Here is a 15,195-nt window from a genome sequence, read left to right on the forward strand (position 1 = left end):
GGTCCGGGCGTCGCCCCGGACCCGCGGCGGTTGGTGCGGACGTGCGAACGCCTGGCTACTGCGGGCGGCGCTGGGCGTGCGCCCGAGCCTGCCGGGCGAGGGTGTTCGCCCCGCCCTGCCCATAACCCGCCATCTGCAGCAGCTTGCCGGTCACGACGCCGAGGACGACGACGGCCATGCCGACCCAGAACAGCCAGACCGCTGCCACCAGGACGCCGACCCCCGAGAGGGTGCCACCGACGACCACGATGATCACGAGGACCCAGGCGGCGATCGTCTGGCCCTCGTTGGCCCACGGCGAGCTCGGCGGGAGGTTGGCGGTCTCGGACTGGGAGTTCGGACGTTCGACGGACTGATCAGCCATGCGAAAGAGCCTTTCATCTGCGGACACATCGAGACTAACGCCGATGGGTTCAGGTTGGGTCGTTACCGCGCGTGAGGGAGTCCCACGCGGACTGGTCGTCGTCGGGCACCGGCGCGGGCTGGCCGCCGGCGACCTCGTGGCGAGCGTTCGGGCGGGCCCAGCGCCGGCTCGTCACGGCGAGCCAGCCGCCCACCAGCAGCACGACGACGCCGAGCGCGGCGGCCGCGTACGGGGCCGCCGTGAGCGTCACCGGCGCGGCGAGCGTGCCGACCCCGGTCGCCTCCGCGACCATCGTGCCCGCGACCGGCACGGGGTTCGCGATCACCGCGATCGAGGAGGCCGCGACGACCACCCCGCTCGCCACGACGACGAGCACGACGACCCACCGGCCGATCCGCCCCACCAGCGCGAGCGCGGCTCCGGCCGCGAGCAGCACGAGGGCCGCCGCCGGCACCGCGGGCGCCGCCTGCGTGCCGGTCACGGTGACCGGTACGACGTGCCGCAGCGCCGTCGAACCGGCCGTGTGCATCCAGGTGGGCACCCCCGCGCCGAGCGAGACGCCCGCGAGGACGAGCACGAGAAGGACCGCGCGCCGCCGGCTCATCCGCCGGTCCCCGCGGGCCGCAGCCGGGCGGCGAGTTGGATCGCGCGGACCGCGGCGGCGGCCTTGTTCCGCGACTCCTCGTACTCCAGCGCGGGCACCGAGTCGGCGACGATCCCGCCGCCGGCCTGCACGCTCGCGCGGCCGCGGGAGATCACCGCGGTGCGGATCGCGATCGCCATGTCCATGTCCCCGGCGAAGTCGAAGTACCCGGCGGTGCCGCCGTAGATCCCGCGGCTGGCCGGTTCCAGGGAGTCGATCAGAGCCATGGCCCGCGGCTTGGGCGCCCCGGACAGGGTGCCCGCCGGGAACGTCGCGGCGAGCGCCTCGAGCGCCGTCGCGCCGGCGCGCAGGTGGCCCACGACCGTGGAGCAGATGTGCATGATGTGGCTGAACCGCTTGACGACCATGAACTCGACGACCTCGACGCTCGCCGGCTCGCAGACCTTGACCAGGTCGTTGCGCGAGAGGTCGACGAGCATGATGTGCTCGGCGCGCTCCTTGGGGTCGGCGAGCAGCTCCTCGCCGAGGGCGATGTCGTGCGCCGGGTCGGCGCCGCGCGGCCGCGAGCCGGCGATCGGGAACGTGACCACGTCGCCGTCGGTCACCTTCACGAGGGTCTCGGGGCTCGAGCCGACGACGGCGAAGTCCACGCCGTCGGCGTCCTGGAGTTGGAGGTAGTACATGTACGGGCTCGGGTTGATCGTCCGCAGCACGCGGTAGACGTCGATCGGGTCCGCCGGGCAGTCCAGGTCCAGGCGCTGGGAGAGCACCACCTGGAAGACCTCACCGTCCCGGATCGCCTCCTTGCCCACCCGGACGGACTCCTCGAACTCCGCTCGGGTCGAGCGGAACCTGAGCTCCGGCTCTTCGGCGTCCACGAGGATCGCGGTGGCCGGCGGGGCAGGATTCGCCAGGGACGCCTGCATCGCGTCGAGGCGCGCCACCGCGTCCGCGTACGCGTCGTCGACCCGCTCGTCGGTGTTGTCGAAGTTGATCGCGTTCGCGATGAGCCACACCGAGCCGTCGAGGTGGTCCACGGCGGCGATGTCGGTCGCGAGGCACAGCGTCAACTCGGGCACGCCCAGCTCGTCGGGGGCATTCGACGGGAGGGTGGGCTCCCAGTGCCGCACGATGTCCCAGCCGAGCGCGCCGACCAGGCCGCTGGTGAGCGGGGGCAGGCCACCGATGGCGGGCGTGCGGAGCACCTCGAGGGTCTGGCGCAGGACCTCGAGCGGGGAGCCCTCGGTGGGCACCCCCGCGGGCACGTCGCCGCACCACACGGCCTGGCCGTCCTTGACGGTGAGGGTCGCCCGGGAGGTCACGCCGACGAAGGAGTACCGCGCCCAGCCGCCGTCGACCTCGGCGGACTCCAGGATGAAGGTGCCGGGCCGGCCCGCCGCGAGCGTGCGGTACAGCCCGACGGGGGTGATGTCGTCGGCGAGCAGGCGGCGCACGACCGGGATCACCCGGCGCGTCGCGGCCAGCTCACGGAACGTCTCGAGCGAGGGCCAGGTCGTGCCCCAGGGGACCTCGACCGCCGGCGCGCCGGTCGTCGGCGCGCTCACCGGACCCCGGCAGCGGGGCGCTGCCCGACGGCGGCCGGCAGCTCGCCGCCGGCCTCGAAGCAGGTGCGCGCGCCGGTGTGGCACGCGGCTCCGACCTGGTCGACGCGCACCAGGACGGCGTCGCCGTCGCAGTCGAGGGCGACCGACTGCACGTACTGGGCGTGCCCGGAGGTGTCGCCCTTGCGCCAGTACTCGCCCCGCGAGCGGCTCCAGAACGTGACCCGGCCGGAGGTCAACGTGCGGCGCAGCGCCTCGTCGTCCATCCAGCCGACCATCAGGACCTCGCCGCTGTCGTGCTGCTGGACGACGGCGGCCACCAGGCCGGCGTCGTCCCGCTTGAGGCGGGTCGCGATCGCGGGATCGAGGGCGAGGGCATCGGGAGTGGGCTGCGAAGACACGCCCACGATCCTGCCATGGCGCGACATCTGCCGGGACGCGTGCCCGCGCCGCTCGGTGGCTACGGCAATAGCGTCGTCGTGCACGGATCGCCACGGTTCATCGGCACCGCCGACGCGAGGAGAAATCATGTCCGGGTTCAAGAACTTCATCCTGCGAGGAAATCTCGTCGAGCTCGCCGTCGCGTTCATCATGGGCCTCGCCTTCGCCGCGGTGGTCTCGTCGACGGTCGACCTGATCATGGGACTCCTGGGCAAGATCGGCGGCCAGCCGGACTTCGCGGGCTGGCGGCCCGGCAGACTGCCGTTCGGCGCCTGGGTGACCGCGGTGATCACGTTCGTGATCCTCGCGGGGGTCGTCTACTTCCTGATCGTCAAGCCGTACACGGCGGCCAAGCAGCGCTACTTCCCCGAGGAGGAAAAGGGCACCCCGGCCGACGTGGCGCTGCTGACGGAGATCCGGGACCTGCTGGCGGCCGGCACGCGGCCCACCGCGACCTAGGCCCCGACCGCCGCGGACCGAGCCCGGTCGGATTCGACTCGGGGGTCGCCGGTGCTCGGCGCCCCGGGGACCGATCCGCCGGTGCGGAGCATGGTGCTCAAGTGACCGGGACAGCCCGTCGAACGGGCAATTCGGTCAACTTCTGTCCCACCAGTCACATGCTCCGCACCGACGAAACACGCCTCGGGGCGACATCGCGGTGTGGACAGCCGCGCCAGTGACAGATGGTGACGGCGGTGCAGAAGTGATGTCTCACTGTCACCATGCGTCACTCCAGTCCCACGCGCGGCTGTCCACACCGCGCACCAGGCGGTCAGCGGGTCTGGGCCACCCAGGAGCCGTGCATCGCCGCGTACGTGCCGCCGCGCGCCACCAGGTCCGCGTGCGGGCCCATCTCGACGACCGCGCCGTCGTCGACCACGAGCACCAGGTCGGACGCCTCGGCGGTGGACAGCCGGTGCGCGATCGTCAGGGTGCTGCGGCCCGCCGTGAGCGAGTCCAGGGCCCGCGCGATCCGGACCTCGGTCGCCGGGTCGACGGCCGACGTCGCCTCGTCGAGCACCAGCAGGTCGGCCTCCGCGAGGTAGGCCCGGGCCAGCGCGACGAGCTGGCGCTCGCCCGCCGAGAGGGACTCCCCGCGCTGGCCGACCGGGGTCGCGAGCCCGCCCGGCAGCTCGGCGAGCCAGGACGCCAGGCCGAGCTCCTCGAGCGCCGCCGCGACGCGGGCATCGCGGTCCTCGGGGGCCGCTGCGGTCGGGCGCAGCCCGTAGCCGACGTTCTCCGCGAGCGTCCCGGCGAACAGGAAACCCTCCTGCGGGACGAGCACGACCCGCCGGCGCAGGCTCGCCGTGGTGAGGTCGCGCAGGTCGACGCCGTCGAGCAGGACCGCCCCGGTGGTCGGGTCCATCAGGCGCACGACGAGCTTGGCGATCGTCGTCTTGCCCGATCCCGTCGCGCCGACGACGGCGACCGACGTGCGCGCCGGGATAGTCAGGTCGATGCCGTGCAGCACACCGGGGCCGCCGGGGTAGGCGAAGTGCAGGTCGCGCAGCTCGACGGTCGCCGGGCCGCGGGCGGACACGACCCCGTCCGGTCCGGGGTCGGCGAGCTCGACCGGGGTCTCGAGCACCGCGAGCACGCGCCGCCAGCCCGCGACCGCGTTCTGCAGCTCGTTGAGGATCTCGGTGGCCATCTGGACCGGCCCGGTGAACAGTTGGACGAGGAACAGGAACGCGAGCAGCCGCCCGACGGTGATCTCGCCCGCGATCCCCAGGTGCACCCCGACCACGACGACCACGCACAGCACCAGGTTGGACACCAGGACGCCGGAGGAGAACACCACCGAGACGAGCTTCTGGGCCCGCACCATCGCGTCCCGGGTCGCCTTGATCGACGCGTCGATCCGGCGCTGGATGACGTCGGCGACGCCGTACGCCCGGATCGTCTCGGCCCCGACGACGGCCTCGGAGATCGCGCCGAGCATCGCGCCGACCCGCTCGCGGACCGCGGTGTAGGCGGCGTTGACCCGGCGCTGGGCGACCCGCACCACGAAGATCAGCGGCGCGAAGCAAGCCCACACGAGCAGCATCAGCTGCCACGAGTACGCGGCCATCAGCGCGGAGGCCACGGCGATCTGGAGCACCGAGACGAGCAGCATGATCCCGCCCCACTGCACGAACAGCGAGATGGTGTCGACGTCGGACGTGACGCGCGAGACGAGGGAGCCGCGCCGCTCGGTGTTCTGGGTGAGCACCGACAGGTCGTGCACGTGCCGGAAGGCCCGGATCCGCAGCGAGGCGAGGCCCGCCTCGGTCGAGCGGAACAGCCGCACGTTGACCAGCGCGGAGCAGACCGCGGCCCCGAGCAGGCCGATCGCGGCCGCGATCACCAGGCCGACGACGCGGCGCACGTCCGGGCCGCCGTCGGCGAGGATCCCGACGTCGATCGTCTGCTGGACCGCGATCGGCACCACGACCCGCCCGACCGCCGCCAGCACGGCCAGCACGCCGGTCAGCGCGAGCCCCTGGACGATCTCCGGGGAGACCTGCAGGCCGCGGCGCAGGGTCGCGAACACGCCGAGCTCGCTCGAGGACGCGATCCGCGCGCCGCCGTCGGCGGGCCCGGCGGCGGGCGGGGTCGCGCGCTTCGCGGTCATGCCACTCCCCCGGCCGGGTCGGTCACGAGGTCGTCCGGCAGCTCGTCGGGGACGTCGTCGGGCAGGTCGTCGGGTGCCTCCTCCGCGGCGGCCTCGTCGGCGGCCTCGTCGGCCCGGCGCTGGGTCTCGTGCTCGTAGGCGGTGGCGAGCTCGGCGTAGCCGGGATCCCGCGCGAGCAGCTCGGCGTGCGAACCGCGGTCCACCACCCGGCCCGCCTCGAGGTGCACGACCTCGTCCGCGAGCAGCACCGACGACATCCGGTAGGCGACCATCAGGATCGTCGGCGCGTCCCGGTCGCCGGCGCCGTCCGTCGCGAGCCCCCTCGACCGGAGCCCGGTGAGGATCGCCCGCTCGACCCGCGGGTCGACGGCGGACGTCGCGTCGTCGAGCACCAGGAGCCGGGGCTTGCGCACGAGCGCGCGCGCGATCGCGAGCCGCTGGCGCTGGCCGCCGGAGAGGTTCGCACCGCGCTCGCCGAGCCGCGCGTCGAGCCCGCCGGGGAGGGCCGCGACGACGCCGGCCACCCGGGCCAGGCGCAGCGCGTCCCAGACCCGCTCGTCGTCGGGCGCGCCCGGGTCGTCGTCGGCAACCAGGGTGACGTTCGCGCGGACCGTGTCCTCGAACAGGAAGGTGGACTGCGCCACGAGGGCGACCTGGCGGGTCAGGTCGCGCGGCAGGACCTGGCGCACGTCGATGCCGTCGATGGTGATCCGCCCGGCGCTCGGGTCGGAGAGCCGGGAGAGCAGGGAGACAAGCGTCGTCTTGCCGGCGCCGGTCGGCCCGACCAGGGCGACCGTGCGGCCGGGGGCCAGGTCCAGGTCGATGCCGCGCAGCAGGGTCGTCGTCCCGGCACCGGCGGGCACGTCCACCCCGACGCCGCGCAGCTCGACCCGGGCGCCGCGCCCGGCCGGCCCCGCCGAGCCACCCGGCGCGAGCGGCACGGTCCCGGGCGTGAGCTCGCCGCGCGCGTCGATCACGCGCGAGATCCGTTCGTGGCCGGCGAGCGCGCGCGGCAGCTCCCCGAGCACCCAGCCGAACGCGCGGACCGGCATCGCGAGCAGCGTGAGGAGGTACGCGGCCGCGACCACGTCACCGGTCTCGATCGCGCCCGCCTGGAGCCGTACGGTGCCGACCAGCAGCACCGTCAGGGCGCCGAGCCCCGGCAGCACGTCGATGGCCGGGTCGAAGACCGCCCGGACCTGTCCGACCCGGACGTTCGCGTCACGCAGCGCGTTGGTGCGGGCCGCGAACCGGCGTTCCTCGCGGTCCTCGGTGCCGAGCGACTTGACCAGCAGCGCCGCCTCGAAGCTCTCGTGCGCGATGTCGGAGACCTCCGCCCGCAGCTGCTGCGCGCGGGTGATCGCCGGCGACATCGCGCGCTGGAAGACGAGGTTCGCGATGACGGCCACGGGCAGCACGGCGAGCGCCGCGACGGCGAGCCAGGCATCCGTCCGGAACAGCGCGACGGCCGCCACGGCGATCATCACCGCGACGCCGAGCGCGAACGGCAGGGGGTTGAACACCCCGGTCGCCGCCTCGACGTCCGAGTTGGCGTTCGAGAGCAGCTGCCCGGTGGGGTGGCGGCGGTGCCACGACATCGGCAGGCGCAGGTACTGCCGGGTCACGCGGGTGCGGTGCCCGGCCTGCAGGTCGGCGAACCCGATGCCCGCGAAGACCCGGCGCAGCGCGACGCTCGCGGCGAGGGTGACCGCGACGGCAGCGAGCGCGAGCCCGGCGAGCGGCAGCCGGTCGAGGGCCACGGCGGACCCGGCGAGGGCCGGCACGACCACCTTGTCGGTGACGACGCCGAGCACCTGGCTCACCAGGACGGTGACGGCACCGAAGACCGCCGAGGTCCCGATCGCCAAGGCGTAGGTGCGGGGCTCGGCACGCACGCCGCGCACGAGGATCTGCACTGAGCGGCGAAGGACGGAGCCGGTGAGGGCGTACGCGGGGCGGCCGGGCAGCGGGCGCGGTGGCACCTCGTCGCTCCTCCGCGGCTGGGCAGTCGTCAAGATGCGATCTTCTCACGCGCGCCACCGCGCCCCGACGTGGGAACATCTCCAGATGACCTGGCACCAGCACGAAAGGGTCGCCCTCGTCCGTGCACTGACGGACGCGGGGCCCGACGCACCGACGCTGTGCGGCGACTGGCGGACCCGCCAGCTTGCCGCGCACATCGTCCTGCGCGAGAACGATCCGCTCGTGGCCGCGGGCACCGTGGTGCCGGCACTGAACGGGCGCTCCGAACGGGCGATCGAGGCGCTCGCGAGCACCGCGACGGACAACGCCGGGTACACGGACCTGCTCACCCGCGTCGCCGCGGGCCCGCCGCGCTGGAGCCCGATGTCGTGGGCCGGCGAGGGTGTCGACCTGCTGGAGTTCTTCGTGCACACCGAGGACGTGCGCCGCGGCACCGGTCAGGTGGAGCCGCTCGAGCTCGAGCCCGCGCACATCGCGGCGCTGTGGCACCGCATGGTGCGCGGCGCGCCGATCCTCTACCGGCGCGCGCGGGTCGGCGTCGTGCTGGTCGTGCCCGGCGGCCCGCGCCGGGCGGTGCGGCGCGCACCCGACGACGCCGGCACCGTGGTCATCCGCGGCGACGTCGGCGAGCTCCTGCTGCACGCCTACGGCCGAGGCGCCGCGGCCCGCGTCCACGTCCTGGGCGACCCCTACGACGTAGAAGCCCTGGCCCACACCCTCCCCAGCTAACTCCCCCCGACTTGTCAGCCCGAGCGCGCCCCCCAGACCGCGCACGATCTGACACGTCCAGGGCCCCCCGACTTGTCAGTCCCAGCGCGGTCTGGGGACCGCGCTCGGGCTGACACGTGAGGGGGGTTAGCGGACGGTGATGCCGGCGGCTCGGAGGTGGGCCTTGACCTGGGTGATCGTCAGGGTGCCGAAGTGGAAGACGCTGGCGGCCAGGACGGCGTCCGCGCCCGCCTTGGCGGCCTCGATGAAGTGCTCGGGGGTGCCTGCGCCGCCGCTCGCGATCAGCGGGACCTTGACCTCGGCGCGGACCGCCCGGAGCATCTCGAGGTCGAAGCCCGACGTCGTGCCGTCCGCGTCCATCGAGTTCAGCAGGATCTCCCCCACGCCCAGGCTCGCCCCGCGCGCGGCCCACTCGACCGCGTCGATCCCGGTGCCGCGCCGCCCGCCGTGCGTGGTGACCTCGTAGCCCGAGTCGGTCCGGGTCTCGCCGGTGACGCGGCGCGCGTCCACCGAGAGCACCAGCACCTGGCTGCCGAACCGCTGCGCAATCTCCGCGATCAGCTCGGGGCGCGCGATGGCGGCGGTGTTCACGCCCACCTTGTCCGCCCCGGCGCGCAGCAGCTTGTCGACGTCCTGGGTGCTGCGCACGCCGCCGCCGACCGTGAGCGGGACGAAGATCTCCTCGGCGGTGCGCCGGACGACGTCGTAGGTCGTCTCCCGGTCGCCCGACGACGCCGAGACGTCCAGGAAGGTGATCTCGTCGGCGCCCTCGGCGTCGTACCGGCGCGCGAGCTCGACCGGGTCGCCGGCGTCGCGCAGGTTCTCGAAGTTGACGCCCTTGACCACCCGGCCGGCGTCGACGTCCAGGCACGGGATGACTCGCAGTGCGACGGCCATGTCAGCCTCCCTGCCCGGCGTGCGGGTTGCTCGCGTCGAGGATGTCGACGACGAAGACGAGCGTGTCGTCCTCCGCGCCGGCGGCACCACCGCTCGCGGGCGGGATCACGATCAGGACCTGGCTGCCCACGGTCTGCTCGACCAACCCCTCGGCCAGCCCGGGCAGGATGCCCGCGCCGAGATCGAACGACTTGGGCTCGCCCTTCACCCACGTCGAGTCGTACGCCGAGCCGTCGGACCACCGCACGCCCGTGTACTGCACCGTCACGGTGGCGCCCTTCTTGACCTGCTCGCCGTCGCCCTTGATCAGGGCCTGCACCATGAGCTGGCTCGGCGGGGCGCCCTCCGGCTTGGTGATGGTCGGCTCGCCGTCGTCCCCGACCAGCACGCCAGGCAACCCGTCGCGCGGCGGCACCGCCGTGCCGGACGCCCGCGTCGGCAGCACGTCGACGACCATCACGGAGGAGAAGCTCGAGGTGTCCGACGTCGCGGGCAGCAGCAGCATGACGCGGGCGCCCACCCGCTCACCGGACAGCGCGTCGTAGAGGTCCTGGCTGAGCGTCTCGGGCGTCAGCGTGGACGGCTTGGGGACCTTGGAGTAGGTCTCCTTGACGACCGAACCGTCCGTCGCCTTCTCAAGCCGGTAGTTGATCAGCACCGGGCCGCCGTCGACGAGCTTGGGCCCGTCGCCCTCCCAGATCACCTTCGAGGTAGCCCGCGGGATGGCGAGCGGCTCCTTGTAGACCATCGTGGGCTCCTGGCCCACATCCCCGGACACCCGGACGACCGGGTCCGGCTTCGTACCGCCCGCACATCCCGTGAGCAGAAGTGCGGTCGCGAGAGCCGCGACCAACAGACGTCGCACATCAGACCTTTCGTCGGGCGAAGATTCAGCGGCTCACTCTACGGGCGCGCGTCGACTCCCCCGGCTCCGGGCGATTCACATGGACTCGATGAGCCGTTCCACTCGCTCGTCCACGCTGCGGAACGGGTCCTTGCACAGGACCGTGCGCTGCGCCTGGTCGTTGAGCTTGAGGTGCACCCAGTCGACCGTGTAGTCCCGGCGGGCCTCCTGCGCCTTGCGGACGAAGTCGCCGCGCAGCTTGGCCCGGGTCGTCTGCGGCGGCACGGCGGTCGCCTCGAACACCTCGAGGTCGCTCGTCACGCGCTCGACCATGCCGCGCGCGGCGAGCAGGTTGTACAGACCCTCGGTGCGCGAGATGTCGTGGTACGCGAGGTCGAGGCGGGCGATCCGCGGGTCCGCGAGGTCCAGCCCGTGCTTCTCCTGGTACCGCGAGATGATCCGCCACTTGATGACCCAGTCGAGCTCGCGGTCCACGAGCGAGAGGTCCCCGGTGCGCAGCGCGCGCAGGCCCCGCTCCCACAGGTCGACGACCTGCTTGATCGAGGGCGTCTGGTCGACGTTGGCGGCCAGGAACTCCTTGGCGCGGGCCAGGTACTCCTCCTGGAGGTCGACCGCCGTCGCGGTGCGGCCGTTCGCCATCTGCACCACGTGCAGGCCGGTCATGTCGTGGCTGATCTCGCGGATCGCCCGGATCGGGTTCTCCAGCGCCATGTCGCGCAGCGGCACGCCCGCCTCGACCATCCGCAGGATCAGGTCCGTCGTGCCGACCTTGAGCATCGTGGTCGTCTCGGACATCGAGGAGTCCCCGACGATGACGTGCAGGCGGCGGTAGTGCTCGGCGTCGGCGTGCGGCTCGTCACGGGTGTTGATGATCGGCCGGGACCGCGTCGTCGCGCTGGAGACCGTCTCCCAGATGTGGTCCGCACGCTGGGACAGGCAGTAGGTGGCGCCGCGCGGGGACGCGAGCACCTTGCCCGCACCGGTGAGCACCTGGCGGCTGATGAGGAACGGCACGAGCACGTCCGACAGGTGCGCGAAGTCGCCCTGGCGGCGCACGAGATAGTTCTCGTGGCAGCCGTAGGAGTTGCCGGCGGAGTCGGTGTTGTTCTTGAACAGGTGGATCCGCCCGGGCAGGCCCTCGTGGGCGAGGCGCTGCTGAGCGTCGGCGACCAGGCCCTCGAGGATCCGTTCCCCGCCGCGGTCGTGCGCGACGAGCTGGCGCACGTCGTCGCACTCCGCGGTGGCGTACTCCGGGTGCGAGCCCACGTCGAGGTACAGCCGCGAACCGTTGCGCAGGAAGACGTTCGAGGACCGCCCCCAGGCCACCACCTTGCGGAACAGGTACCTGGCGACCTCGTCGGCGGAAAGACCGCGCCCGTCGTCGGCCGCGCACGTCACGCCGTACTCGGTCTCGAGTCCAAAGATTCGCCGGTCCATCGCTGCCTCCTCCCTCTCGCCTCTGCCTACGCCTGCGCGACGGTCGTGCCGAACAGGTCCTCCAGTGCCGTGCCGGTCAGGCGACGGAACGCTCGCCGAGGCCGCGTGCGGTCCAGCACGGCGACCTCGAGCTGGGCCGCCGGGATCGCACGCGGCTCACCCTCAGCCTGCGCTCCGAGAGCGCGGACCGCCAGCCCCAGCACCTCCGGCAGCGACAGGCCCACCCGCCACTCGGCGGTCAGTTGCACGCCGAGCTGCTCCGCGTGCCCGCCCATCACGACGAACCCGTGCTCGTCGGCCACCGAACCGTCGTAGGACAGCCGGTAGACCTGGTCGTGGGCCTCGTCGACGCCGACCTCGGCGACCACCAGCTCGACCTCGAGCGGCTTGGACTCGGTGGTGAACACGGTGCCCAGGGTCTGCGCGTAGGCGTTCGCGAGGCCGCGCGCGTTCACGTCGGCGCGATCGTAGGAGTAGCCGCGCAGGTCCGCGTACCGCACACCCGCCACCCGCAGGTTCTCGAACTCGTTGTACTTCCCGACGGCGGCGAGCGCGATCCGGTCGTAGATCTCGGAGATCTTGTGCAGCGAGCGGGACGGGTTCTCCGTCGCGAACGCGATGCCCTCGTCGTAGCCGAGCACGACCACGGAGCGACCCCGGGCGATGCCCTTGCGCGCGTAGTCCGCCCGGTCCTTCATCAGCTGCTCGGGAGAGACGTAGAACGGCATGCTCATGCGGCACCGCCTTCCTCGTCGGTCCGGGCAGTGCGGTCGGGTCGTCGGTTCCCCGCGTGCTCGGCGCGGCGCTGCTCGACGAGGGCTTCGACGACCTCGCCGAGCGGCTCCTCGCCCAGGCGCCGGTAGCCGTCCGCGGTCACGATCGCCACGACCGGCCAGATCCGCCGCACGGTGTCCGGGCCGCCGGTCGCCGAGTCGTCGTCGGCGGCGTCCACGAGGGCCTCGATGGCGACCCGCACCGCGCCGTCGGCGTCGAGGTCCGGGTTCCATCGCTTTTTGAGCGAGCCCCGCGCGAAGACCGAGCCCGAGCCCACACAGTGGTGCTCGTGCTCCTCGTAGCGCCCGCCGGTGACGTCGTAGGAGAAGATCCGCCCGATGCGCTTGTCCAGGTCGAAGCCGGCGAACAGCGGGACGACGGCGAGTCCCTGCATCGCGAGGCCCAGGTTGGCCCGGATCATCGTCGCCAGCCGGTTCGCCTTCCCATCGAGCGAGAGTAGCTCGCCCTCGATCTTCTCGTAGTGCTCGAGCTCGAGCTGGAACAGGCGCACCATCTCCACCGCGAGCCCGGCCGCGCCCGCGATGCCGACCGCGGAGTACTCGTCGGCCGGCATGACCTTCTCGATCTCGCGGCTGGCGATCATCGAGCCCGACGTGGCGCGCCGGTCCCCGGCCATCACGACGCCGCCGTCGAACGCGAGCGCGACGATGGTCGTGGCGTGCGGCAGTGCCGGCACGTCCCCGGCCGGCAGCGGGCGCCCGCTCGGCAACAGCTCGGGGGCGTACGCCGAGAGGAAGTCGACGAACGACGACGAGCCGGGCGTGGTGAAGGCGCGCGGCAGCCGGCCGTGGGGATCCGGGCTCATCGGCGTGTTACTGACCGCCCTTCTGGACGAAGCCTCGGACGAACTGCTCGGCGTTCGACTCGAGCACCTCGTCGATCTCCTCCAGCAACGAGTCGACCTCGGCGTCGCGCGCCTGGGCCGCGGGGGCTACCGGAGCGGCAGGCTCCGGAGCATCCTCGTCATCGGACCGGTGGGTGTCTGCGTGTTCCTGACCAGCCATGGTGCCTCCTTCGAGCTCCTATGCCCTGCGTCTCACACCCTAGGCCCTGACTCTGAAATCTTGGGCAGGTGAGGGCGCCGCGCCGCGGGTGAGGTCAGGCGCCCGCGAGGGCCGCGAGCAGGCTGCGCGCGTCGGGGCTGCGGTCGAGCAGCGCACCCACGTGCTCGCGGGTCCCCCGCAACGGGTCGCGCATCGGCACGCGTTGCAGCGTCGGGGAGCCAGGTACGTCGAACACGATCGAGTCCCAGCTCGCCGCGGAGATCGCGCCCGCGTACCGCGCGAGCGCCTCACCGCGGAAGTACGCGCGCGTGTCCGCCGGCGGATGCACCGCGGCGCGCTCGGCCGAGTCCTCCTCGACGAGCCGCTCGACCGCGCCCGCCTCGGCGAGGCGGGGGTACAGGCCCCGCTCGGGCCGGACGTCCGACCACTGCAGGTCGACCGCGGCGAGCCTCGGGTGGTCCCACTCGAGGTGGTCCCGCCGGCGCAGGCCCTCCAGCAGGCGAAGCTTGGCGAGCCACTCCACCTCGCGCGCACAGCTCGCGGGGTCGGTGGCCAGCCGGTCGAGCAACGAGGCCCAGCGGTCCAGCACGTCCCCCGTCTCGGCGTCGGGCACGGAGCCGAGCGCGAGGCGCACCGCGGCGAGGAACTCGCCCTGGATCTCCAGCGCGGTCAGCCATCGTCCGTCGGCGAGCTCGAGCCGTTCGGTGAGGGTGAGGTCGTGGCTCACCGTGTGCACGGCGCCGACCGGGTCGAGGAGCGCGAGCCGGTCGATCGCGGCGAGCGCCTCGCCCGCCCGCAGGTTGTCCGCCCCGCCCGCCGGGTTGACCGCCTGCTCGATCAGCCAGAGCACGATCGAGGTGGTGCCGAGCTTGAGGTAGGTCGCGCTCTGCAGCATGTTCGCGTCCCCGATGATGACGTGCAGGCGGCGCCAGCGCGCCGGGTCGGCGTGCGGCTCGTCGCGCGTGTTGACGATGGGCCGGCGCAACGTCGTCTCGAGGCCGATCTCCGCCTCGATGTAGTCGGCCCGCTGCGAGAGCTGGAAGCCCGCGGTCTCACCGCGCTGCCCGATGCCGACCCGGCCCGCTCCGGTGAACACCTGGCGCGTGACGAGGAACGACATGATGCGCTGCGCGAGGTCCGCGAACGGGACCGCGCGATCGACGAGGAAGTTCTCGTGGGTGCCGTAGGTCGCGCCCTTGCCGTCCACGTTGTTCTTGTACAGCGCGACGTCGGGCAGCGCCGGGTTCTGCGCGAGCGCCCGCACCGAGGCGAGCATCACGATCTCGCCCGCCCGGTCCCAGCGCACCGCGTCGAGCGGCCCGGTGACCTCCGGGGAGGAGTACTCGGGGTGCGCGTGGTCGACGTAGAGCCGGGCGCCGTTGGTGAGGATGACGTTCGCGGCGCTCGGGTCGTCGTACTCCTCGACCATCGGGCGGGCCAGCTCCTGCAGGCGCTCCGGGCCGGACCCGGCCGGCGGCTCCTCGGGGTCCGGGGCGACCTGGGCCGGGGCGTCGGTGAGCATCGAGGGGTGCGCGGCCGCACGCTGGAGCCGGAAACCGCGCGCGTCGTGCAGCGGGTCTTCGTCGTCGTAGTCCCAGCGCGCCCGGGTCTTGGACCCCTCGCGCGCGGGGACGTGCGCGGCGACGACGTGCGAGGACAGCAACATCGGGTTCGCCGTCGGGCGTCCGGGTTGCAGGATGCCGTACTCGGTCTCGATACCCATCACGCGGCGCACAGTCACGCGGTCACCCTAGTTCGACCCGGCGCCCCATCGCCCCCGCGATGGGGCGCGCCGGACGTCGCTCGCCGCAAAATGCGCACATCGGTGTCGACTGCGCACATCCGATGTGCGCAGTCGACACCGATGTGCGCAGTCTGTGCGTGACGACGACTGCCGGCG

15 protein-coding genes are annotated in these 15,195 nt (G+C 73.0%); 2 read left to right on the forward strand and 13 right to left on the reverse strand.

Features of this window, described 5'->3' with window-relative positions:
• Nucleotides 1-55: 55 nt before the first annotated feature.
• From VIM26_RS10415 to hisI, 4 genes are read right to left on the reverse strand one after another with little or no spacing between them, the layout of a single operon-like run.
• Complete coding sequence (locus VIM26_RS10415) at nt 56-364, reverse strand: HGxxPAAW family protein (RefSeq protein ID WP_331950841.1); 309 nt, start codon at nt 362-364, stop codon at nt 56-58.
• A 49-nt stretch (nt 365-413) separates the two neighbouring features.
• A complete protein-coding gene (locus VIM26_RS10420; RefSeq protein ID WP_331950843.1) occupies nt 414-968 on the reverse strand; it encodes a Trp biosynthesis-associated membrane protein in 555 nt (184 codons plus the stop codon).
• Nucleotides 965-2,533, reverse strand: a complete 1,569-nt coding sequence (locus VIM26_RS10425) for an anthranilate synthase component I (RefSeq protein ID WP_331950845.1) — start codon at nt 2,531-2,533, stop codon at nt 965-967. The genes VIM26_RS10420 and VIM26_RS10425 overlap by 4 nt, the downstream gene beginning before the upstream one ends.
• Nucleotides 2,530-2,931, reverse strand: coding sequence for a phosphoribosyl-AMP cyclohydrolase (gene hisI, locus VIM26_RS10430; protein WP_331950847.1), 402 nt, complete (start codon nt 2,929-2,931; stop codon nt 2,530-2,532). Before hisI ends, VIM26_RS10425 begins: the two co-directional genes overlap by 4 nt.
• A 127-nt stretch (nt 2,932-3,058) precedes the next feature.
• Here hisI and mscL point away from each other — a divergent pair, with 127 nt between their 5' ends.
• Entirely contained in the window at nt 3,059-3,430 is a 372-nt protein-coding gene (gene mscL / locus VIM26_RS10435) for a large conductance mechanosensitive channel protein MscL (RefSeq protein ID WP_331950849.1), read from the forward strand.
• Between the two features lie 313 nt (nt 3,431-3,743).
• Here the strand turns inward: mscL and VIM26_RS10440 are convergent, their stop codons facing one another.
• Both VIM26_RS10440 and VIM26_RS10445 read right to left on the reverse strand, forming a co-directional pair.
• Complete coding sequence (locus VIM26_RS10440; RefSeq protein ID WP_331950851.1) at nt 3,744-5,585, reverse strand: ABC transporter ATP-binding protein; 1,842 nt, start codon at nt 5,583-5,585, stop codon at nt 3,744-3,746.
• Complete coding sequence (locus tag VIM26_RS10445) at nt 5,582-7,567, reverse strand: ABC transporter ATP-binding protein (protein WP_331950853.1); 1,986 nt, start codon at nt 7,565-7,567, stop codon at nt 5,582-5,584. Before VIM26_RS10445 ends, VIM26_RS10440 begins: the two co-directional genes overlap by 4 nt.
• Nucleotides 7,568-7,652: 85 nt before the next feature.
• Between VIM26_RS10445 and VIM26_RS10450 the strand changes: the two genes are divergently transcribed.
• Nucleotides 7,653-8,297 carry a TIGR03085 family metal-binding protein gene (locus tag VIM26_RS10450; RefSeq protein ID WP_331950855.1) on the forward strand — a complete coding sequence of 215 codons (645 nt, stop codon included), beginning with the start codon at nt 7,653-7,655 and terminating at the stop codon, nt 8,295-8,297.
• 126 nt (nt 8,298-8,423) lie between these two features.
• Here the strand turns inward: VIM26_RS10450 and hisF are convergent, their stop codons facing one another.
• The 7 genes from hisF to dop form a co-directional block, all read right to left on the reverse strand.
• The gene (hisF, locus tag VIM26_RS10455; protein ID WP_331950857.1) at nt 8,424-9,194 is read right to left on the reverse strand and encodes an imidazole glycerol phosphate synthase subunit HisF; all 771 of its coding nucleotides are present in this window, start codon (nt 9,192-9,194) and stop codon (nt 8,424-8,426) included.
• A gap of 1 nt (nt 9,195) precedes the next feature.
• On the reverse strand, nt 9,196-10,059 hold the full coding sequence (locus tag VIM26_RS10460) for an FKBP-type peptidyl-prolyl cis-trans isomerase (RefSeq protein WP_331950859.1): 864 nt from the start codon (nt 10,057-10,059) through the stop codon (nt 9,196-9,198).
• 75 nt (nt 10,060-10,134) lie between these two features.
• Nucleotides 10,135-11,496, reverse strand: a complete 1,362-nt coding sequence (gene pafA / locus VIM26_RS10465) for a Pup--protein ligase (RefSeq protein WP_331950861.1) — start codon at nt 11,494-11,496, stop codon at nt 10,135-10,137.
• A 26-nt stretch (nt 11,497-11,522) separates the two neighbouring features.
• The gene (gene prcA, locus VIM26_RS10470) at nt 11,523-12,230 is read right to left on the reverse strand and encodes a proteasome subunit alpha (protein WP_331950863.1); all 708 of its coding nucleotides are present in this window, start codon (nt 12,228-12,230) and stop codon (nt 11,523-11,525) included.
• Nucleotides 12,227-13,096, reverse strand: coding sequence for a proteasome subunit beta (prcB, locus tag VIM26_RS10475; protein WP_331950865.1), 870 nt, complete (start codon nt 13,094-13,096; stop codon nt 12,227-12,229). The genes prcA and prcB overlap by 4 nt, the downstream gene beginning before the upstream one ends.
• A gap of 7 nt (nt 13,097-13,103) precedes the next feature.
• Nucleotides 13,104-13,295: a ubiquitin-like protein Pup gene (locus tag VIM26_RS10480; protein WP_331950867.1), complete on the reverse strand. Its 192-nt coding sequence runs from the start codon at nt 13,293-13,295 to the stop codon at nt 13,104-13,106.
• Nucleotides 13,296-13,389: 94 nt separating this feature from the next.
• On the reverse strand, nt 13,390-15,036 hold the full coding sequence (gene dop / locus VIM26_RS10485) for a depupylase/deamidase Dop (RefSeq protein ID WP_331950869.1): 1,647 nt from the start codon (nt 15,034-15,036) through the stop codon (nt 13,390-13,392).
• Nucleotides 15,037-15,195 lie beyond the last annotated feature (159 nt).

The sequence above is a fragment of the Pengzhenrongella sp. genome, assembly GCF_036565025.1.
Taxonomy (GTDB): domain Bacteria; phylum Actinomycetota; class Actinomycetes; order Actinomycetales; family Cellulomonadaceae; genus Pengzhenrongella.